General features: G+C 61.5%; 17 protein-coding genes. 5 read left to right on the top strand and 12 right to left on the bottom strand.

The features are described from left to right. The first annotated feature begins 3 nt into the window (after window positions 1-3). Genes X733_RS155070 through X733_RS155085 form a run of 4 tightly spaced genes read left to right on the top strand, consistent with a single transcriptional unit; the run spans window position 4 to window position 3,877 of the window. A complete protein-coding gene (locus X733_RS155070) occupies window positions 4-864 on the top strand; it encodes a xanthine dehydrogenase family protein subunit M (protein ID WP_023715051.1) in 861 nt (286 codons plus the stop codon). After that, window positions 864-1,346 (top strand): (2Fe-2S)-binding protein, encoded by a 483-nt coding sequence (locus tag X733_RS155075; protein ID WP_023698464.1) that lies wholly within the window; start codon window positions 864-866, stop codon window positions 1,344-1,346. The genes X733_RS155070 and X733_RS155075 overlap by 1 nt, the downstream gene beginning before the upstream one ends. Then, window positions 1,343-3,607 carry a xanthine dehydrogenase family protein molybdopterin-binding subunit gene (locus X733_RS155080; RefSeq protein ID WP_023818394.1) on the top strand — a complete coding sequence of 755 codons (2,265 nt, stop codon included), beginning with the start codon at window positions 1,343-1,345 and terminating at the stop codon, window positions 3,605-3,607. Before X733_RS155075 ends, X733_RS155080 begins: the two co-directional genes overlap by 4 nt. A gap of 24 nt (window positions 3,608-3,631) precedes the next feature. Then, window positions 3,632-3,877, top strand: a complete 246-nt coding sequence (locus X733_RS155085) for a MoaD/ThiS family protein (protein WP_023684042.1) — start codon at window positions 3,632-3,634, stop codon at window positions 3,875-3,877. A gap of 1,865 nt (window positions 3,878-5,742) precedes the next feature. Here the strand turns inward: X733_RS155085 and X733_RS155100 are convergent. From X733_RS155100 to X733_RS1000000167100, 8 genes are all read right to left on the bottom strand, one after another. After that, the gene (locus X733_RS155100) at window positions 5,743-6,195 is read right to left on the bottom strand and encodes a phage holin family protein (RefSeq protein WP_023818391.1); all 453 of its coding nucleotides are present in this window, start codon (window positions 6,193-6,195) and stop codon (window positions 5,743-5,745) included. 144 nt (window positions 6,196-6,339) lie between these two features. Continuing rightward, entirely contained in the window at window positions 6,340-6,948 is a 609-nt protein-coding gene (locus X733_RS155105) for a hypothetical protein (RefSeq protein WP_023693627.1), read from the bottom strand. 188 nt (window positions 6,949-7,136) lie between these two features. Continuing rightward, on the bottom strand, window positions 7,137-7,412 hold the full coding sequence (locus X733_RS155110) for a hypothetical protein (protein ID WP_023818389.1): 276 nt from the start codon (window positions 7,410-7,412) through the stop codon (window positions 7,137-7,139). A gap of 609 nt (window positions 7,413-8,021) precedes the next feature. Beyond that, window positions 8,022-8,426 carry a hypothetical protein gene (locus X733_RS1000000169470; RefSeq protein ID WP_155924184.1) on the bottom strand — a complete coding sequence of 135 codons (405 nt, stop codon included), beginning with the start codon at window positions 8,424-8,426 and terminating at the stop codon, window positions 8,022-8,024. A gap of 320 nt (window positions 8,427-8,746) precedes the next feature. Next, complete coding sequence (locus X733_RS155115) at window positions 8,747-11,512, bottom strand: toprim domain-containing protein (protein ID WP_155924183.1); 2,766 nt, start codon at window positions 11,510-11,512, stop codon at window positions 8,747-8,749. A gap of 619 nt (window positions 11,513-12,131) precedes the next feature. After that, window positions 12,132-12,473, bottom strand: coding sequence for a DUF1515 family protein (locus tag X733_RS155120; RefSeq protein WP_050588644.1), 342 nt, complete (start codon window positions 12,471-12,473; stop codon window positions 12,132-12,134). A 129-nt stretch (window positions 12,474-12,602) separates the two neighbouring features. Continuing rightward, window positions 12,603-12,911, bottom strand: coding sequence for a hypothetical protein (locus X733_RS155125; RefSeq protein ID WP_023818387.1), 309 nt, complete (start codon window positions 12,909-12,911; stop codon window positions 12,603-12,605). Beyond that, a complete protein-coding gene (locus tag X733_RS1000000167100) occupies window positions 12,908-13,711 on the bottom strand; it encodes a phage tail tip lysozyme (protein ID WP_023818386.1) in 804 nt (267 codons plus the stop codon). The genes X733_RS155125 and X733_RS1000000167100 overlap by 4 nt, the downstream gene beginning before the upstream one ends. Window positions 13,712-13,769: 58 nt before the next feature. Here X733_RS1000000167100 and X733_RS1000000169465 point away from each other — a divergent pair, with 58 nt between their 5' ends. After that, window positions 13,770-13,997 carry a hypothetical protein gene (locus tag X733_RS1000000169465; protein ID WP_155924182.1) on the top strand — a complete coding sequence of 76 codons (228 nt, stop codon included), beginning with the start codon at window positions 13,770-13,772 and terminating at the stop codon, window positions 13,995-13,997. Between the two features lie 56 nt (window positions 13,998-14,053). On the opposite strand, the gene X733_RS155130 is transcribed toward X733_RS1000000169465, so the two are convergent. The 4 genes from X733_RS155130 to X733_RS1000000170170 form a co-directional block, all read right to left on the bottom strand. Further along, window positions 14,054-16,405: a right-handed parallel beta-helix repeat-containing protein gene (locus tag X733_RS155130; RefSeq protein WP_023818384.1), complete on the bottom strand. Its 2,352-nt coding sequence runs from the start codon at window positions 16,403-16,405 to the stop codon at window positions 14,054-14,056. A 57-nt stretch (window positions 16,406-16,462) separates the two neighbouring features. After that, window positions 16,463-19,000, bottom strand: coding sequence for a hypothetical protein (locus tag X733_RS155135; protein WP_023818383.1), 2,538 nt, complete (start codon window positions 18,998-19,000; stop codon window positions 16,463-16,465). After that, entirely contained in the window at window positions 18,991-19,275 is a 285-nt protein-coding gene (locus X733_RS0134425) for a hypothetical protein (RefSeq protein ID WP_031193186.1), read from the bottom strand. Before X733_RS0134425 ends, X733_RS155135 begins: the two co-directional genes overlap by 10 nt. 4 nt (window positions 19,276-19,279) lie before the next feature. Continuing rightward, window positions 19,280-20,347, bottom strand: a 1,068-nt coding sequence (locus X733_RS1000000170170; protein WP_032911053.1) for a hypothetical protein, incomplete at its 5' end; no start/stop codon positions are given.

Here is a 20,347-nt window from a genome sequence, read left to right as displayed (position 1 = left end):
ACGATGCGTTACATACGTCCGCTTTCAATCGAAGACGCCGTTGGCCTGCTGGCCGACGCTTCCGGCACATCAGCCATTCTCGCTGGAGGCAGTGACCTCCTCGTTCGGATGAAGGGCGGGTTTGTCGATCCCGACCTGATCGTCGACATCAAGGCGATCGAGGGCTTGAGCGAGATCAGGGAGACGGCCGACGGCTTCAGCATCGGCGCCACCGTCCCCTGCGCCGTCCTGGGCGAGAGCTCGGTTCTGAAGAAGGCCTGGCCCGGTGTCGTCGAAGCGTCGAAGCTGATCGGCTCGAAACAGGTCCAGGGCCGCTGCACCATCGTTGGCAATCTGTGCAACGCATCGCCGGCCGCCGACAGCGTCCCGGCCTTGGTGGCCGCCGCCGCAAAGGCCGTGGTTGCCGGTCCGTCGGGCAAGCGCACCATTCCGGTCGAGGCTGTGCCGATCGGGCCTGGCAAGACCTCGCTCACCAAGGGTGAGATCGTCGAGGCGATCCTGCTCGACAAGCGCGCGCCGCGTTCGGGCGACGCCTACCTCAGATTCATCCCGCGCACCGAGATGGACATCGCCGTGGTCAGCGCCGGCGTGAAGCTGTCGCTCGACGAGCATGGCGTCATCACGGCCGCCCGCGTCGCGCTGGGCGCCGCGGCCCCGACCGTGCTTCTGGTGGAAGAAGCAGCCGAGGCTCTCATCGGCAGGAAGCTGGATGAGGCGGCACTTGAGCGGCTCGCCAAGATCTGCGCTGGGGCCTGCCGCCCCATCGACGACAAGCGCGGTACCATCGAGTTCAGACGAAAAGTTGCGGGCGTGCTGGCCGGACGGGCCGCGACGACCGCCTACGCACGCGCAGGAGGCAAATGATGGCCGGTGTAGCAGTTTCAACGACAATCAACGGCGATCACGTCGAATACCTTTGCCAGCCCGACGAGACGTTGCTCGACGTCCTGCGCGACCGGCTCGGGCTGACCGGCGCCAAGGAAGGCTGCGGCACCGGCGACTGCGGCGCCTGCTCGATCATCCTCGACGACCGGCTTGTCTGCTCGTGCCTTGTGCTCGGCGCTGAAGCCGAAGGCCGGCATATCGAAACCGTCGAGGGCATGGCGCATGGCGATCAGTTGCATCCGCTGCAGCAGAAGTTCCTCGAGCATGCAGCGCTGCAATGCGGCATCTGCACGCCGGGCTTCCTCATCGCGGCGAAGGACCTTTTGGCCAAGAACCCCGATCCTACCGAGGAAGAAATCCGCTTCGGCCTCGCCGGCAACCTCTGCCGCTGCACCGGCTACGACAAGATCGTGCGCGCGGTCCAGGATGCGGCCAATGTGATGAAGGGAGCGCACGCATGAACTTCGATCCACGCTTTTCGGGCCGCAAATTCTCCTCCGTCGGCACGCGGCCTATCCGTCCCGACGGCGTCGACAAGGTGACCGGACGCGCCCGTTACGGCGCCGACTTCAACATGGCGGGACAGCTGGTCGGGCGTGTCCTGCGCAGCCCGCATGCGCATGCCAGAATCCTCAAGATCGACACTTCGAAAGCGGAAAAGCTGGCCGGCGTGAAAGCGGTGATCACCGCCGCCGACCTGCCCGATCTCACCGATGGCGATGCCGCCATGTACGACGTCCTCGGCAATTGCATGGCGCGCGGCAAGGCGCTCTATGACGGCCACGCCGTGGCCGCGGTCGCCGCCGTCGATGCCCGCACGGCCAGGCAGGCGCTGAAGCTCATCGAGGTCGAGTACGAGCTGTTGCCGCATGTGACCGATGTCGACGAGGCGATGAAGCACACCGCGCCGTTGATCAACGACACGATCTTCACCGAGGGTCTCGAGGAAAAGCCGGTAAAGCCGTCCAACGTCACCAAGCGCAGCCAGTTCGGCCATGGCGATGTCCATCAGGGCTTTGGGCACGCCGATGTCATCGTCGAGCGCTCCTTCAAGACCGAACAGACGCATCAGGGCTATATCGAGCCGCACGCCTGCGTTGCGAGCGTCTCGTCCGACGGCACCGCCGACCTCTGGGTCTGCACGCAGGGCCATTTCGTCTACCGCCAGCATTGTGCGCAACTGCTCGGGCTGGAAGCCTCGAAGCTGCGCGTCACCTCCTCGGAGATCGGCGGCGGCTTCGGCGGCAAGACCCATGTCTGGGCCGAGCCGGTGGCACTCGCTCTGTCGCGCAAGGCAGGACGGCCGGTGAAGCTGGTGATGACTCGCGACGAGGTGTTCCGCGCCTCGGGCCCGACCAGCGCCACCTCGATCGACGTCAAGATCGGCGCCCGCAAGGACGGCACCATCACCGCCGCCGAAGCGACGCTGCGCTACACCAGCGGCCCCTATGCCGGCACATGGGCCGAGATCGGCGCCATGACGGCCTTCGCCTGCTACAAGCTCGATAACGTCAAGACGGTCGGCTTCGAAGTGCTGGTCAACCGGCCGAAGACCGCGGCCTATCGCGCACCCTCCGCACCGATGGCGGCGTTCGCGGTGGAAAGCGCTGTGGATGAGCTGGCCAAGGAACTCGGCATGGACCCGGTCGAGTTCCGCATCAAGAACGCCGCGCAGGAAGGCACCCGCTCTTCCTATGGCCCTGTCTACGGCCCGATCGGCATCGGCCCGACGCTGGAGGCGGCCAAGCACCATCCGCACATGAAGGCGCCGCTGGGCAAGAACCAGGGCCGCGGCATGGCTTGCGGCTTCTGGTTCAATTTCGGTGGCCAGACCTGCGTGGACCTGAACATCGGCATGGACGGCTCGGTGTCGCTGGCTGTCGGCACGGTGGACGTTGGCGGTTCGCGCGCGTCGCTGTCGCTGGTAGCGGCGGAGGAGCTCGGCATCGACTATGCCCAGCTCAAGGCGGTGGTCGCCGACACGTCCTCGCTTGGCTACAACGACATGACCGACGGCAGCCGCGGCACCTTCTCGTCCTCGATGGCGACCATCTCGGCCGCCCGCAACGCGATCAAGATCCTGCGTGAGCGCGCCGCCCAGACGTGGGACATCCCCGTCGACGACGTGGTCTGGGAAAACGGCCACGCCATCGCCAAGGGCGAGAAATACGGCAACCTTGCAGCCCTGTCGCTGAAGGAGATCGCCGCCGCTTCCGGCAAGACCGGCGGGCCGATCGCCGGCCACAGCGAGCTCGTCGCCGACGGCGCCGGCGTCTCCTTCGCCACCCATATATGCGACATCGAGGTCGACCCCGATACCGGCTCGACCAGGGTGATCCGCTACACGGTGATCCAGGATGCCGGCAAGGCGGTGCACCCCACCTATGTCGAGGGCCAGTACCAGGGCGGCGCCGCGCAAGGCATCGGCTGGGCGCTCAACGAGGAGTATATCTACGGCAAGGACGGGCGCCTCCAGAATGCCGGCTTCCTCGACTATCGCATCCCGGTCTGCTCGGACCTGCCGATGATCGACACGCAGATCCTCGAGATCCCCAACCCCAACCACCCCTATGGCGTGCGCGGCGTCGGCGAAACCTCGATCGTGCCGCCGCTGGCGGCGATCGCCAACGCGGTCTCCAACGCCGCCGGCGTACGCATGACCCACATCCCGATGTCGCCGCCAAGGGTCCTCGCCGCGATCGAGGCGGAACGGGGAGGCTAGGGCAAAAATGAGGTTCTTGCCCTAATGGTCGAAGTGACGCTCTGGGGCGCGCTGGGCCAGCTCGCCGGCGGCCAGAGCAAGGTCGAGGTCGAGGCCAAGGACATCAGGGAGCTGTTCAGGAAACTGGCTGAACAGTATCCCGGCATCGAGCCCTGGATCGAGAAGGGCATCGCGGTGGCGATCGACGGGACGATCTATCGCGATACGTGGTCGAAGGAACTGCCGCCGGGGGCGGAGATTTTTCTGCTGCCGCGGCTGGCTGGGGGGTGAAGTGGGGTGTCGCCCTACGTCCCAGAGCGGACCGGCATCCTCGGTCTGCGAACTTCAAGTGCAATGTCGGTCCTCGCCTAGATGCCAGTTTTGCTGACCGCGTCTTATCGGCGGCGGGTTGGCCAACAATCCAGAGAACCTGATCCGCTGGATTACTATCGGCAAGGGACATCAGTCCGCACACGGCTCTGAAGTGACTCGAGCGGGTCACCGTTTGACGGACAACACCGGCCCCTTTCTGGAGAGGCCGGCTATCGTTGATCCAGGATCATCAAGCTAGGTTTGGCGCTGAGACGTATCGGAAATTCGTTCGCGCACGGCATGCTCGGTCTTGTCTGCTGTGGACTTCACGATCTCGCCGAGCTGATCGGCTATCGTGTCTGCTTCCATATCTTGCCGGCCAGCTTNCACGGCATGCTCGGTCTTGTCTGCTGTGGACTTCACGATCTCGCCGAGCTGATCGGCTATCGTGTCTGCTTCCATATCTTGCCGGCCAGCTTCCTGCTTAATGGTCTCATAGGCTTCGGCGGCGACCTGCTTGGCCTCATCGAGGCCCCTATTGAGCAAAGTTTCGGCGGAATCGCGAAGCTTGTCGCCATAGGCGCCTAGTTGCTCGTCCTCCGTTGCGGTATGGGGCAGCATTGCACCTATAGCGGCGCCGATGGCGAGACCGACGGCCGCTACGGCCAAGGGTTGGTCCTCCAACAGATCTTGCGCGGAGCGGCTGGCTTTCGCCGCCATGTCCCCAGTCGTCGAGCTTGCATTGGCAGCGCTTCCCGTCAGACCCGCCGCAGCGGCTCTTGCGGTGCTCGATATGGTGTCGCCGACGCTGGCAGCGCTCGAGGAGAGCGATTCCGCGGCGTCGGAGAGCGTGCCGCCCAAGCCGCCGCGCTCCCCTGCTACATCATGTCGTCCCGGCGCTGAAGGCAATGGATAGCCAGCCGAACGGTGGGCGGTGTTTGAGGTACCGCTGCCGAACATCAGCCAGGCCAGACCTGCGCCTACCATGGTGACCGGCAAAGGATTGTCTCGGACCTGCGTTCTGAGATTGCTGAGCATGGCCGCGCTCTCCCCTCCCGAGAACAGCCCGGTGAACTCATCCAGCAATTGTCCNTTGCATTGGCAGCGCTTCCCGTCAGACCCGCCGCAGCGGCTCTTGCGGTGCTCGATATGGTGTCGCCGACGCTGGTAGCGCTCGAGGAGAGCGATTCCGCGGCGTCGGAGAGCGTGCCGCCCAAACCGCCGCGCTCCCCTGCTACATCATGTCGTCCCGGCGCTGAAGGCAATGGATAGCCAGCCGAACGGTGGGCGGTGTTTGAGGCACCGCTGCCGAACATCAGCCAGGCCAGACCTGCGCCCACCATGGTGACCGGCAAAGGATTGTCTCGGACCTGCGTTCTGAGATTGCTGAGCATGGCCGCGCTCTCCCCTCCCGAGAACAGCCCGGTGAACTCATCCAGCAATTGTCCAGGCGTCATCTTGCCTCGAATGGATTCGGCGGTCTCCATCACCCGAGCGCGAGCAGCCTCGGCCTCGCGTTCAAGTTCGCCTGCGGATTTCTCGTTCATCTCACCTGTTCCTTAATCGCGCTCGCGTCGCGCTTGAGCTGTCCCTGGGTCCGGTCGGGGGTAAGTTCCGAAGGCGCCATGCTGGCCGTCCCGGTCCGCAGCAGGATGACGNGTTCTGAGATTGCTGAGCATGGCCGCGCTCTCCCCTCCCGAGAACAGCCCGGTGAACTCATCCAGCAATTGTCCCGGCGTCATCTTGCCTCGAATGGATTCGGCGGTCTCCATCACCCGGGCGCGAGCCGCCTCGGCCTCGCGTTCAAGTTCGGCTGCGGATTTCTCTTTCATCTCACCTGTTCCTTAATCGCGCTCGCGTCGCGCTTCAGCTGTCCCTGGGTCCGGTCGGGGGTAAGTTCCGAAGGCGCCATGCTGGCCGTCCCGGTCCGCAGCAGGATGACGNAGCTGTCCCTGGGTCCGGTCGGGGGTAAGTTCCGAAGGCGCCATGCTGGCCGTCCCGGTCCGCAGCAGGATGACGCCGAGGACCGCCACGACCACACCGACCAGCAGGGAAGACCACCCCGCGCCAAGCCCTGCCCGCGTCAGTGCGATAATGAGCGCCTGCAGCAACACCAAGAGCGCGGCGAGCAGGCAAATCGCGCCGCCCAGCACTTCCGCGGCACCTGCTCCGGCTTTGGTAAGCTTTTCAGAGAGCTCGGCCCGAAACAGCCTCGCCTCGGTTTGCACCAGAGTGGTGACATTCTGGGCCAAATCGGTGACTAGCCCGGCAAGGCTGGGATTGTCCTGGTTATTCATCTGTCCTGCTCCGCGATCTGCGTGGCCCCATCATCGCCGACCACGCCAAAATCTTGTGGACGATCAGCGGNGTTTGCACCAGAGTGGTGACATTCTGGGCCAAATCGGTGACTAGCCCGGCAAGGCTGGGATTGTCCTGGTTGTTCATCTGTCCTGCTCCGCGATCTGCGTGGCCCCATCATCGCCGACCACGCCAAAATCTTGTGGACGATCAGCGGACCAACCCTGTGGCTGATCGGTGTGTGATTTGAGGCCTCCCGGAGCGGCCTCAGAATCGGGCCTTGCCGGCGGAGAAGCCTTGATGAACCGCCCGAGAGCCAATCCGGCCAACACCGATCCCGCAAGCAGGACACCGGGATTTTGCCGGCCGAAGGACTGCACGTCATCAAGGACTTGGCTAAAGGGCTTCTGTTTCAAGGACGATGAAAGCCGCTCAAGGCCACTGGCAGCATCCAAAGCGAACTTCGATGCGTTCCTTTCATCGTTGCTGGCAAGGTGATCGCTGGCCGCTCGCAGTGCACCACCCAACGCCGCCAAGCTCGATCCGATGTCGCGCTGCGCCTCCTCCGCCTTGTCGGAGATGACCTGCGTGGCTTCAGATGCATAGTCGCCAGCCTTACGGGTCACCTCGTCCCGCGCGTCGTGAAGCAACTCGCTGGCACGCTCATTTTCCTGGCGAAGTCTTTCGGAGACGTCGCTTTTCGCCTTGTCGAAATCGGTGGGCTGTCCGCCCTGATCCTTCTCATGCTGCATGAGGCCACCTAGTGAAAACCGAGGAAGGAGAGGACCGCGAGCACGACGACGATAAGGCCGATAAGATAGATTACACTGTTCATGTGCACGTCCTCCGTAGCTTTCCAACTTCGACGAACCTGCGATGTTCCGTAAGTGAGAGCATTTATCTCAGCCGAAACGAAGAGCTTCGTCAGGCACGCACCCAGTCACCAGTGAGTTGCCCTGTCCCTCGTGCGGAGCGCCAGTTGCTCCGTACGAACGGGTGCGCCCGACATGGTTGACGCGATCCCAAAGAAAACCGGAAGAGCGGACTTGGATCGCTTGACCTGGGCAAATATGATCCTGACGCCTTGCAGAGGGACTGGATGGAAATCGTTCGGGTCGAGCGCAAGCTCTCGGCGATCCTTGCGGCTGACCTCGCCGGGTACAGTCAACTGATGGGCGCTGACGAAGAAGGTGCCCTCGAGCGCTTGAACAGCCATCGTGACCACCTCGATCCCTGTATTGCCAAGCGAGCAGCAAGATCGTCGGCGACATCATCGAACAGGACGGTCACGTCTTGGGCGCGGGGGTCAACATCGCCGCGTCTGGATAGGATCGCCGAGCCTGGCAGGATCTGCGTTTCCGAACGCGTGCAGGAACATGCAGCGGGAAAGATCGGCCTGCGCTGCGAGGACTCGTGACGTCCGGCGCGAGTGCCCAGAATTTTGCCTGGTATCGTCGCGCCTCATCCATTCGGCCCAGCTGGGCATTTGCCGCGAAGATAACAGCCTGAGGGCTGGCCGTTTGTCGACGCCCGCTTTTGATGAATGGACTGAACCGTGGGACTGACTGTCATGAGGCGCGAAGTAGACATGGTTCTGTAAACTCATTCAGACCGGAAAGTTGAAAACGATGCGCGCATATCAAAAGAGCCAGCTACTATGGGTTTCAGCTTGTTGGCCTGGCAGATATATTCATTGCGCGTAGTGAAGGCATGCTTTTCACACATCCTGTCGCTACTGAGTTCTTGCCATGCAGCGCTCCCCTCACCATGGCACCCAGGGGGAAGGACCCGCTATTTCCCAAGGTCACGCATGGCGTCCTGCAAGTCAGGTTCTTCGTCGCCGTAGAGGTGAACGATTTGGGAAATACTCGAAGCGGGCGCCCGTCTCGATGTCGTCGTATTGGCTGCGGTGCGCTTCGTAGCGCCAGGCATCCTCCAAAAATGCACGAGCGAAGATTTGAAAACCAGCGCGTGCAGCGTAACGAGACTCGTCGGTTCTCAGTCGACGAAGTCGATATCCACGTTGCCTTGCCGCGCAGCTCTTAGGGTTGATATCGAGTTTTGACAGAAGCTTCGCGCACTCCGCAAAAGTTCTGCCCTCGCCTGTTCCAACGAAGTGTCGGGCGAATTTCTGAATAATCGCCTGCGCGTGCTCGATGTCATCCCGCGTCGGCGGCGGCATAAGAGACTGGCCGTACGATAGGTGGTTCGGGTTCGCACGATCAGGCATTGGGGCCATCTTCCTCTGGGGACAAGCCAACTTTCAGTCCCCAGTATTGTCCCCGGTGCCGTCCCCGACCTAACTTATTATTATTATTATATAATTCTGATAGATAGATAAAGGGGGACGTCGGGGACGCCCTATACATAGACAGAAGCGGCGAAACTATCTGCTTCTCGATCGTAGATGCCGCAGATAGCGAAGTCACGTATAGGCATCTCTTTCCAGGAAAAGAGTGTCCCTGCGTCCCCACTTGCAGCTTTCCTGTAACATTCCAATGACTTGGGTTGGGGACGCAACCGGGGTCGAGGCGTGGGACAGCAATCGAATCAGTCATCTTGGCCTTCTCCATATGCATCAAGGTCAATGCGTAGGCACCTGACCTTGTCCCTCCCCTCGAAGCGAACTGTCTTTTCATGAGGCTTCACCGCAGGGTGCTGTTTAAGTGTTCCCTGATGAAACGGCATGCCTTGGAAGATTGTCTTGATGGCTGGGTGCGTATTCGAAACCAGTAGTGTCGCGCCGGCGCCAGGCTCTTCCGGTACCTCCACCTTCAGACCATGACGCAACAAAGCTTGGTTGTAGGACGGCGCGAAATCGACATCCCCATCCACGACCCTAGCGATCATTTCGCTGACTGTTCGGCGGACGCCGCCGTCCAATATGAGGGCGCTTTGCATCAGGTGAACCATCGCAGCGTCATGATCGGCGTGGGTATTGCCGCGCTCAATTGCCTCGCCTAGCCACTTCCATGATTGCACGCGCTCCGCAGCGGTTTCCTCAGAAATCAGGCCATCGTGATGAAGACTCAACCAGCCGGCCAGCGGAGCTGCCAATGTGTCGCCTAAGCGCTGTTTGCCAGTCCTCTTTGCGATAGCGCGCGCGAAGGTTTCGGCATTCTTGTTTATGATCGGCACAAGACTAAGGGACCGCATGAAAAACCTTTGGCAAAAATCACCAGCTAGAAGGCTGTCCATCTCCCTTTGCAGTTGAGCGAAAGAGTCCGCACGAAGACGCCTCGCTGCCTCGTTGGCATTGGGATCGGGCCCGCGAAGCTCAAGTGTCACGATCCGACTGTCGTCCGCAGGCAACGTCATCGATTTATCGATACTGGCAAACAGGAAGGCTGAGCGAACTCGATAAGCCACGCTTTCGCCCCCGGCGCCGCCCTTAATGATTGGCGCGCCGTTGGACGAGAAAGCTTGACGGGCCAGCCCAATTATTTTGCTGATCCGCCTTCGATCATCTTCAGTCTTGGCCTCAAACTCATCGAACAAGACGGGCAGCAAATCGTCTTTGAGCGCCTGCCTCACGCCGGCTTCTGTCGTATCGCCTTGTACTCTTATCGAGACGCTTTCAAGCAAGCGTCCGGCTACGGCATCCATAACGGTCGACTTGCCAGAACCGCGCTCACCGGTGATCCAAACGTGAGGTCTGAACGTCAGCGCGCCACAGATTGGGGCGATCGCCAGCCAACCGCCAAACAACCTGCCCATTTCGGATGTGACCCAGCCCAGCTTGGTAAGAAGCGCGTCCAGACGCTTCGTGTCGGGCGTGGAAAGTGCCGTGAGTTTGCGCACGTTGATACGAGTGCGCTTTTGGTAGATCCAGTGCGAATCTGCCAGATTTAGCTCGGTCTCATTGCCGTCCACGATCAAGCGGTCGCCAACATGCGCAACGACTCGACCTTTGTCGATGATTACTCCTCGGCCCACCTTGCGCGAAGGATCGAAGACGCCTTCATTCTCGCATCTACGAAGCATCTCATTGGCGGCGGCATCCCAGTCGCAGCCGCCCTTCGCCGGATGCAGAAGTTCCCAATGAGCGAGTGGCGCCATGGACAGGAGAGCCTGCTTCGAATGACCCGCCATGGAGATGGACGCGATCTGACCTCGCCGCGGACACCAATAGAAGCAGGTGCCGTTGTCATGGCCTAAGGCTCGCGGAGCTACCTCACCAGCGTGACCAACAGCGACGGGGTCATGGTCGACTTCATCGTAATTGCCAGCAAGGAGCGGCATGTTGCTCTCCTCGGCAACAGGCTTCCGAAGCAGCACCTCGTCAATAACTTCGCGGACTCGGTCAACGCCGCTCTTGCGGGCAAGGTCATCGAAGTCGGTAAGCTCGGTTTCGTGGTCGTCAAATTCGGGATAAGCGACGAGGCCGTCGACCTCGGCGGCCGCTTCTTCCGCTTTAGTGCGGCCGGGATTCATTCTGCCGTCCGGCATTGCCGTGAACCGGTCATTATCCGCCGCGAAGAACAAGCGAGCCTTCGGGAACTTCTTCCGTATTGCCTTCGACACCGGAGCTAGGTTTCCGGCATCGAAGGCGACAATGGTTAGGTACTCGGTCGCTTGGTGGACGCGGGCGCCAGTGCTGTAGCCCTCGGCTATGGCAATGATGAATTCGGCGTCAGGATCTTCGGGCCGCTTGCCGATAGGATGGTAGTTGCCCTCTTTTGCGGTGCCCTTGAGAAAGCGTTTTGTGCCGTCATCGCTTATAAGCTGGGCACCCACAAGCTCGGAAGTCGGAGTATAGAGGCGCACAACAAGCGAACCTGCTCGAGCGGTACGCGGCGCTTCCTCGGGATCGATCGTGTAGCGAACATCCTTCTTGAGCCTGCGAAGACCAGCGAACGACGGCAGGCCCTTTCGCGCGAGGTAAGGATGCGATGCAGGCGCCTTATCTGTTTCCGCCATTATTAGAGCGGCGGCAGCAGCAGCTGCAGCATTCAACGCGGCGCGCTCTTCGTCCCGTTGGCACTGCGTATCGATCATGCGCTGTTTCAGGGCGGAACGTTCCGCCGCTGTCATCGCCGAGGGCTGCTTTTCGGTCCAGGTATCTTGCACGCCCGTTTGCAAGTCGCCGAAGGCGCCGGAGGCTGGGAAGTCCAGATGCAACACATACCAAACGTGTTGATTCCTGGACTTCGCTTTTCCCTGGGCGTTGGCGCGGTGGATCTTGCCGTCCGCTATCGGATGGGGTGAGCCGCGCGCGTTAGCGGTGTCGATATGGACGCCAGCGGAGCGCATCGCTTCGATGAATTCCAGAATCTTTTTATCGTCGCTAGGCGGCAAAGCGTTTGCAAAACGCAAACGCTCGTCTGGCGCACTAGCAGGCGCCGCGACTCGCTCGCCGCCACGATTTTCGCAATCTAGGATCAAAGCTGCACCGCCTGAATTCGATAATAGAAAGGTCGCGCTTCAGGAGCGGACACGACGGCTCTCTATGAATGCGGCGAGTTCGGCTTCCGGCCAGTAGTTGCGGCCGTTGATGTTGACCGGCCGCGGAAAGCCTAGACCGGGCTTTCGAAGCCATCGCCAAATGGTCATGTCGCTTACACCGCCTACGCGAGTTTTCATCTCGTGGGCGGGAAGCAAACGATCAGAACTATCAGTCACGGAATCGCTCCTTGTTCAACTAGGTATGAACAGAGGGTAACGAGTCGCCGCGCAGAATGGATTCTACGATGTTGCGATTCTCACCGTTTCGAATACCCGAATGTCGGAACATCACAGGTTACCCCTGGCGTTACCCCTCATTGAAACGAGCCAGAAACGGGGAGGTGGTAATCCAAACTAAATATTTGATCTTGCTTGATTTTTGCTGGTGAGCGCGATGGGATTCGAACCCATGACCTACTGATTAAAAGTTCGTCAGTAATTCAGCAAAATCAACCACTTACAAAATCGGCCGCGCGAAAGTCGCACGCTTCTAGCCGCGCAGCGCCTGCAGTATCTGGCCCCAAAACCAGACGGTCGCGCCGCCCAGGACAGCACCGCCTATTCCGATCACGCCCAGCGCGCCCATGCCGCGCTGCTTCCATTCCACCACCTCGTCGGTGACCACTTTCATGTCGGTGGTTGTCGTCTTCACCGCGCCCATATCGCTTTCGAGGTAGCCGACCCGCAGGGCGATATCATCGAGCCGCTTGTGCATCGTGCCCCGGCTCGCCTCGCTCTTTCTGTCCTGCCTCTCAAGATGCTCGGACACGCCTTCGAGGGTCGCGGTCAGGCGGCCCAGCCGGTCGTAGATCTCGTTGAGGCTGGCGGTCATCAGCTGCACCGATACTTCTGGAAGCGGCCGCGATGCTGCGCCACGGCGACGGCGAAGCTGCGGTCATTGGCGACGATATAAGAATTCGTCGCCGGCTTTGGTTGCATGCTCACCAGCACGTCGCAGGGGCTAGTCAGCGTCGGGCTGCAGGCAGCCACCGAGCAGAGCGCACAAAGCAGGATCATCAGCGGCAAGCACTTCATTGTCGATCGCCTTTCCGTCCTTAAGGATTGTGATGCGGTCGCCGGCCAGCTCGGCGGCGAGTGCAGCGCGGCCATCGCGGCGGCCGTAAAGGTAGCTGCCGGCCACAAGGACGGCCACCAGCAGGGCAAGCAGGATGACGCGGCCCAACGGCGTCATCGCGAACCGCCAAAGCGCTCCCAGCGCCTTCAGTATCGCCGGCAGGCCCAGGCTGAAGGCTGTGCCGAGCCAGATCATTCGAGTTCGGCCTTGAGGTCGCGTACCGCCTGGGCCAGCTGGGCGCGCCTGGTGATGCCGTAGGCGGCAAAGGCGACGATCACGCCGACGATCGCCAGCTGCACGCGCCAGTCGAGATTGCCAAAGGCGGCGACCGGCGCGCCGATCGCGGTCAGCAGCCACGTCCAGAATGTCTTCGACTTGGTCACCGGCGTGTGCAGCTCGCCGGGATCGGCGACGACTTTCTTTTCCACCACCGCAGGCGCCGGCGGCGTGGCCGGCGGCTTCGGCGCAGGCTTCAGCGGCGGCGCATCCTTCTTCGGCGGCAGCGCCCAGGCGGGCAGCGTGGGTGCCGCGCCGGCGTCGTTCCATGCTTCGAGCGCGATCGCCGCCCACTGGTTGCGGCTGGCATAGTGCTTCACGCCGGCCCGCTCATAGACCAGCTCGAACGCCTTGACCTTGCCGGCCAGGCCCTTGGCCGCCTGCAGCTTGGCGATGGCGCCGCGATCGGAGCCCTTAAGCTCGGAAAACAGAAAACCATAATTGGCCTGGTCGCCGGCGGGGTCGAGGGCATTGCGCTTGCAATACGCCTCATAGCTGCGCCGGCGCGGGCCGGTCCACTGCGCCCAGCCGAAGCCGCCGCGCGAGCTGGGCACGGTCGGCTTGGTTTCCTGTAGCGAGGCAAAGCCGCCGCTCTCATGGCCGAGATTGCCGACGATCGCGGCCGCGTCGTCAACGGCAATTTTGAAATCGCGCATCAGCAACGCCATGATCCACGGCGCCTTCGAACGAAACAGATCCTGTGCCTTGCCCTTTGCCATGCCGAAAAACCTCCTATGGTTGCCGGCAGGATAGGCGCGAGGCGGAATCGTCAATTGCGTGGGGACGCTGCTCTTGCATGCCGAACTGCTGCGGCCTAAAGATTTGTTTGGATTTATTGCTCTAAATCATCAGGTCTTCGACAATGCTCTTCCGGTCGGCACTTTCGTTCATCACGGCGGCATGGTCTTGGCGCAGGAACAAGGTTCTTGTCTATCGAGGCGACGGCGGGCGCAGAGACCGGAAGGTTTGGCAGGCCTTCGTCAATGGAGCGCCCGTCATGTTTGACGGCGAGGTCCTGGTGAAGGACGACTGACGGAAGCCTGCCGGCTTCCTTCTAGCTTTTAGGCGATGGGACCGAGCCATTGCCCTTCAAACCATGTGAAGGCAACGTTACCTTGAATGGTGAGAGTGCCTGCAGATACCCCATAACACCAGAGTTCATAGTAATCGGTGCCGCTGGCGTCGTCGTACATCATTATTGTGGGGTCTATGACGGCAGTTCCGCTCGAATGGAAGAAAGCGCCGACCTGATAAATCACGCCGTTCTTGTAAATCGAGCAAGCGTAAGTCTGTTGATCCTGCAAACCGGCGCTGAACCGCATTGCTGCCGAGATAGCAATTCGTCCTTTAGGCGGCGTCCACCGGTTATTTGTCACTTCATCGAAGTACCCGCCAACGTCTTGACTTTCGACGTTCAGAACGACTTTTGTCCAAGTCGCGCTAACTACACCGGCTTGGTCGGCTGAACGTGTGGTTTTACAACGCGGCACAGCCCAATTATTACGGATCGACGCTTTGGTGGTTGCGTCAATTGAAAGCACCATGCTTGTCTCGCCAGCCGCCAGTCTGCCGCGCGAGCCTATCTCAAGATTGGTCTGTCCATTTGCCTTGACATGACCGAGCACACCGTCCGCAAGATCATTGTGGTCAATCACACTGCGGTCGCCCGAGGTGCCAAGGAACATGCACCAATCCGCGCCGACGAACCCGCCGCCAACTTCGTCGAGAGGCTGGATCGTATTCCTTGTAATCTTTAGATCATCACAGGCTTGCGCGAACAGTAGCGCGCCTGTCGTTCCTGTATAACTTCCAAGATAAGACGGCGTCTCCATCCAGTTTTCTTCGATGTGCGTGCCGTGAGCGTTGAGCAAATAGACGCATTCAGAACGTGTGGTGATGTTATTATTCTTTATCGTGCATTGGCGCGCGCCGGTCTTCAGGTTTTGAATGAGAATACCTATACCTGTGCCGTTTATCGTGTTTTCCTCTATGATGATGCTATCGCCACCGTCTTTGATTACGATCCCGTTGTTCAGCCAGTTGCGACGAAGCGTACAAGAGAAAATTCCGACTGTTGAACCGGTACTGTCAAACACCATGCTGCCAGCCGGGCCGGATGCGAATACACCGTCGACGGTAAAGTTTGAAAGATACTCCGCACCTCCCGACGCGTATTCCACGCCGTAGTGGCCGGCCTGCGTGGCGATGATGGAGAGGCTGCGGAAGTCCCACCATGTGTTGTTATTAGCGATGCCAGTGTCCGGAACGATGCTAAAAGCCGCGCCAACACTGCTAGACAGGCCGGACTGCTTCGCTTGACGACCGTAGACTTTGATCGTGTTGGAAAGGGTAACGGGACCATCGGTCCCATAGAGTTCGCGGAAAAAAAGCTCACCGACGTACTTCTGCGCCATGATGACGGCGGCTTGAATTGCCGCCTTATTCGCCGCAGGCGATGCTGCAAGTGATGCACCGAACATTTCCACATTAAGAATTTCAAAACTGCGAACCCAGGCGCCGACGCCGGCTGCGATGCTGTTCGCCTTGAGGAACATTCCTTCCTGCGTGTCGTCCGCGATCCGAGCTGTGAAGTCGCCGAGGGTCCAGACGAAATTGCCGACGCGCCCGGCCTCGGTGAGGAGGACGGACATGCCCACTTGAGGCACCAAGGCCTTGATAAGCGCCCGGGTCGACAGCGAGCCGTTTAGCTTCAGCACCATCCATGCTTCCGCGAAGGTCGCAGTTTGCAGAACAGTGGTCCACAGGGCGGCAAAGCCCGCCACCAGAGACGCCAGTATGCCAGCCGAGGCCGCGGCCTCCCCAGCCTTGGTTGTTGCAATGCCGGCTTGCGTGGCGGCCGCAGCTGCCGCTGCCACAGCTGTGGCCGTCGAACCGACAATGGCCGTGACGTTTTCGCCGGAGCTGACCAGGTTGCCGCTGGCATCAGACATCATCAGATCGCCGGCGGCGCCCGGAATAACGAAGCCCGGATCGCTGCCCGGTTGCGCGGCATAGGCGCGGTCAAGGTCGCGGCGCACTTCACTTTCGACGCTTGCCTGCTTGGACAGCTCCTTTTCGAGCTCGTTTGAAACCAACGTGCCGGCCTTGGTCACCGCCACCGATCGCTCGGCCGTCCGGCGCGCCTGGTGATACCAGCTGGTCGACGCCAGCACCGGCGCGTTGAACGTTACCGTGAAGAAATCATAGGCGTTGGCCGGGTTGACCTTGGCGATGGTGCAATTCGCCGTCACATCGCTGTAGACGGTCGCGCCCAGCAGCTTGGCGAACACCTTCACATCGGCGGTGTCGAAGATCTTGTAGAGTGACGGGCCATAAGGGCCGACCGTGCCGTTGCCGACAAGGATGGCGGATTCGCGGGTTTCGCGCGGGAGCGGATATGGGGTCGCGGCCATCTGCAATCCTCAATGGTTGAGGCTGCAGGATGACTCGCGGCGGCAAGCGTCAAATGGTCAGCGGCCCAGCGGCGTCAGCTGACCGGGTTTGACGATGTAGGGCGTGCCGTTCTTTTTCGCCAGGCCGATCTGCGCCTTGAAGCTCTTGTCGGCGTCGGGGTCGAGCAGCCATTGCAGATTGTCCAGCACCAGGCGGTTGTAGACGCCGCGCGTCAGCCAGTTGGAGGCGATGATCGGCGTGTAGCGCTGCAGATATTTGCGCACCTGCCGGCCGGGATTGATCTTGTCGCCGGCGATCGCCGCCTGCACATTGCCGAGCGTCAGCCCGGCCGTGTCGCCGACAAAGGCGATGCCCGGCCCAAGCAGCGATTCCTGTATCGACTGGCCGAAGCGGTTTTCGGTCGATTTGACGAAGTCGCCGAACAGGCCGAAGCCGCCCCCCTGCAGGCCGGCTTTCAGCCAGAAGCCGGGATTGGTCGCCGGGTTCATATCCTCCGGCTTCTTGGCGTCGAGCAGGCTCTTGATCTGGATATAGGCGGCGCCGCCCATGGTCAGCATGATCGCCATCGGCGCGAAATAGGCCGCACCCGACCGAAAACCCTTGCCGCCGCCGCGCCGTGCCGCCATTTCGAACGTGGCTTCCAGCTGCATGGCGGTGAACGACAGGCCGAAACTCTTGTACTGCAGCAGGAAATCCAGCAGCTCGCCGCCGACCGAGCCGCGCTCGGCCAGCCCGGTGACCAGCGATCGGCTGTTCGGCGTGCCGGCCGGCACCGAGCGCTCCGACCAGCTGTTGATGACTTCCGACAGCTTTTCGCCAGCCTCGCGATGCGCCAGCGCCTTGGCCTCGCCGGCGATCTGGTGCGGCGCGGCCGTGCGCATGTCGAGATATTGCACGGCGCCGCCATTCAGCTCGATCTGGCGCGGCGTGACGAAGCCGGCGGGGTCTTTCGCCTGGCGCCAGATGTCCCAATGCGCCGGCGTCACGCCAAAGCCTTCCAGCGCGGTGCGAAACCGCGCATCGAGCTGGCCGAAGGTCTTGCCGGCATTGTCGGCCACCGTCTTCTGCCACGCGCGCGCCTCGAGGAGCTTGCGGCCCGTGGTCAAGGGCGAAAGGCCGGTCAGCGACACGGTGCGGTCGGCAAGCCAGCGCGACCAGTTGGAGCCGACCGCCGGCCCGGCAAAGCGCAGTTCGTCGTTCATGACGTGCAGATATTCTTCCCACATCACGCCGGACGAGAATATTTCCTCGCGATTGCCCTTGCCGATCAGCTTGACCATGTCGACGATCGTCGAGGTCAGCGGCAGTCCGGCCAGCTTGCGCGCGGCGCGCGACACGAACGGGTCGGTCGTAGCGGCAAGGATGACGGTGCTACCGAGTTGGGCGCTGGTCATCACGTTCTTGATGTTCGACGTGGTGAGTGCCGCGCCGCTGGCGACTTCCGGCCGGCCGCGCATGTTCTGCCACAGGCTGTCGATGCGGTGCGCCGCGACCGCCGCCTGGCTGTCTTTGAAGATGGTGGCACCCTTGGCCAGCGTCGGCTTGCCGGTTTCCAGCTTGCCGATCTCGTGCGCCACCGCCTGTTTCATATACTCGACCATGGCGGTCGGGTTCGGCCCCAGCACTTCCATCGCCGCGATGTCGCGGGCCATGCCGTTGATGTGGCCGAAGATCGCCTGGACGATATCGCCCTTGCCGTATTTCGCGTTGTAGGCTTCCCAGCTGGCGGCGTCGCGGAAGGTGAGGAAACGTTCCTCCTGCCGTTGCGAGGCAATGGCGCCCTGCCCGCGACGCACCATGGACGGCTGCAGATGCGCGCGGCCATTCGAAACGATGGATTCCCAGACATGGTCAAGCGCCTGGTCGAGCCCGCCGGCGGAAAGCGGCTGGCCGGTCAGCGGGTTGGTCATCCGGCTGGGGTCGAGCAATTCGGTGATTTCAGCCTTCCAGGCATCGCGGCCGGCGGCCTTGACCTTCAGCCGGTTGTGATCGTGCGGCAGGCCGAAATTGTCGAGCTTGCCGATCGCGCCGCCGGCGGCGTTGAAGCGCTGGCGAAGATCTTCGAACACGCTGGAAATCGCCCGTGCCAGCTGCTTGGCCGTGGCGTCGCCGGCGGCCTCGCCGTGCAGCTCCTTGACCACGTCGCTTTGCAGCGCCTTGTTGGCGCGCTTGCCCAGCAGGCCCTTGCGCTCGAAGGAGAACATCACCTTGTCGAGGTTCTTTTGCGCGCCGATGATGATGGCTTCGGTCTTGCCGCGTACGCTCGATTCGCCGCGAAAACCGTAGTGCGACAGCAGCGCCATGGCGGCTTCGAACACGTTGGCCTTGCCGTCGCGGCCGCGATAGCCCTGCAGGAAACCCTTGACGCCCAAGCGGCGCGCCTCGGTCAGGTCGGCCCGCCGGCGCGCTTCGGCCGCTTCCGCCTTCAGCTGGATTTCCAGATCCTTGCGCGCCTTCGCCTTGGCCAGATCGTCGCCCATGGAAAGCCGAGCTTGAGCAAAGCGTTCATCGAATTCGTCGGCGAGGAACGAAGCTTCCTCGCGCGTGATCGCCTTCTGCTCGACGGCGGATATCAGGCAGTCTTTCAGGCCCATGGCGGCATCACACGTGTTTCGGCGTAAGTCTTGGCGCGAGCAACTGGCACGTCAGTTTTCAGACTAACCTTTGTCTGGACTTTGCCGCTGATTACAATTCGCAGCCGGTCACGCCAATCAAAGTGCGTGACTATGGTGGTTACCGCCCAGCCTTCAGCGAAAGCCGGATCATCATCGGGACGTGGAACGCTCGCAAGACCAAACCCCAGCGCGTTCCAAAATCTCTCTTTTGCGGTCGGCTTATAGACTTGATACCCGTGTTCGATCTTTTCCATGGTTTCAATCCTTGCAAGCCGCGATCAGGTCGCCGAAAAATTCGGTCCTGTCGGCATCGGCAATCATCGTTTCGTGGGTGGCGTGTAAAATGTCGCCGTCGGCAGCCTTGGCCGCCGGCATCGCATCCCAGACGGACAGCTTCTTGGTGCTTTCGAGGTTGACCGGCTTTGCCTCACCAGCAGTCGGCCGGCGCGCTTCGGTCAGTGCGAGCGCGGCGACCTCGCCCGCCTCGGCCGTCGCCGGCTCGGGCGCAGGCGCTCCGTCGCGCACAAAGATCGGCTCGGGAGCAAGGTTCATTGCTTCGAGGATATCACCGAGCTTTTCCGAGAGTTGACTTGCCCGGTCGCTGCCGGAAGCTGTCAGTTCGTCGATTTTCCTCCCCAGACGGAGGGCGACATCCTTGTTAACATCGGATGAGGCTTGAAAAGCCGCGCGATTTTCCGGGCTCAATTTTGCCAGAAAGGAAGGCGGATTTTGAACTTCCGCCGGCTGCACGGTCACCCCCTTCTTTTTGCCATCGGGAACCTGCTCGCGATAGTCCAGAGCGTCCAGTTCGCCGACCATGTTCGAGGAAGGCTTGATCTTTTTTTCGTTGGCATTGACCCAGGCGAGCGCCTCGACGCGATCAAGAAATTGACCGTCCGGCGTCACAAAGCCCGTGGTAACCGGATCACCGCGCAGCGAATGCGGATAGCGGTCATCGACCGCGAAATGCGGCTCGCCCGGCTTTCCGATGTAAAGATTTCCGTCCTCGTAACGATTGGCAACGACCAGGCCAAGCTCGGGCAGGTCTCCGGCGGAAATCGGAATTGCCTCGCCCGCTGGCGTTACGGCCGTCCGGATTGGCTCGCGGGCCTTTCGGCCTTCAACAATGCGGTCGATCGCCGACGAGCGCATGTCATCCGGCAATTCGGCCGCGCGCAGGCCCTGGGCGGCCATCCTAGCGGCTTCGTCGTCGGTCAGGCCTGCAGGCGGCGGGCCGAATGCGGCGGCGTCCATCGCCGGCTGCTCGGCCGCCAGATCGGCGGCCCGAACCGCTGCCGGGTCCGGCGTCACGCCCAATGCTTCGGC

The sequence above is a fragment of the Mesorhizobium sp. L2C066B000 genome (genome assembly GCF_000502335.1).
In the GTDB taxonomy this organism is placed as follows: domain Bacteria; phylum Pseudomonadota; class Alphaproteobacteria; order Rhizobiales; family Rhizobiaceae; genus Mesorhizobium.
Note: the sequence above shows the minus strand (reverse complement) of the source record. Positions and strands in the feature narration are given on the sequence as shown.

Bases quoted from the DNA above. Each gene is read 5' to 3' on its own strand.
- X733_RS155070 (WP_023715051.1), top strand. From the start codon at position 4: ATGCGTTACATACGTCCGCTTTCAATCGAAGACGCCGTTGGCCTGCTG.
- X733_RS155075 (WP_023698464.1), top strand. From the start codon at position 864: ATGGCCGGTGTAGCAGTTTCAACGACAATCAACGGCGATCACGTCGAA.
- X733_RS155080 (WP_023818394.1), top strand. From the start codon at position 1,343: ATGAACTTCGATCCACGCTTTTCGGGCCGCAAATTCTCCTCCGTCGGC.
- X733_RS155085 (WP_023684042.1), top strand. From the start codon at position 3,632: ATGGTCGAAGTGACGCTCTGGGGCGCGCTGGGCCAGCTCGCCGGCGGC.
- X733_RS155105 (WP_023693627.1), bottom strand. From the start codon at position 6,948: ATGCAGCATGAGAAGGATCAGGGCGGACAGCCCACCGATTTCGACAAG.
- X733_RS155110 (WP_023818389.1), bottom strand. From the start codon at position 7,412: ATGGCTGTTCAAGCGCTCGAGGGCACCTTCTTCGTCAGCGCCCATCAG.
- X733_RS1000000169470 (WP_155924184.1), bottom strand. From the start codon at position 8,426: ATGCCTGATCGTGCGAACCCGAACCACCTATCGTACGGCCAGTCTCTT.
- X733_RS155120 (WP_050588644.1), bottom strand. From the start codon at position 12,473: ATGACCGCCAGCCTCAACGAGATCTACGACCGGCTGGGCCGCCTGACC.
- X733_RS155125 (WP_023818387.1), bottom strand. From the start codon at position 12,911: ATGATCTGGCTCGGCACAGCCTTCAGCCTGGGCCTGCCGGCGATACTG.
- X733_RS1000000167100 (WP_023818386.1), bottom strand. From the start codon at position 13,711: ATGGCAAAGGGCAAGGCACAGGATCTGTTTCGTTCGAAGGCGCCGTGG.
- X733_RS155130 (WP_023818384.1), bottom strand. From the start codon at position 16,405: ATGGCCGCGACCCCATATCCGCTCCCGCGCGAAACCCGCGAATCCGCC.
- X733_RS155135 (WP_023818383.1), bottom strand. From the start codon at position 19,000: ATGGGCCTGAAAGACTGCCTGATATCCGCCGTCGAGCAGAAGGCGATC.
- X733_RS0134425 (WP_031193186.1), bottom strand. From the start codon at position 19,275: ATGGAAAAGATCGAACACGGGTATCAAGTCTATAAGCCGACCGCAAAA.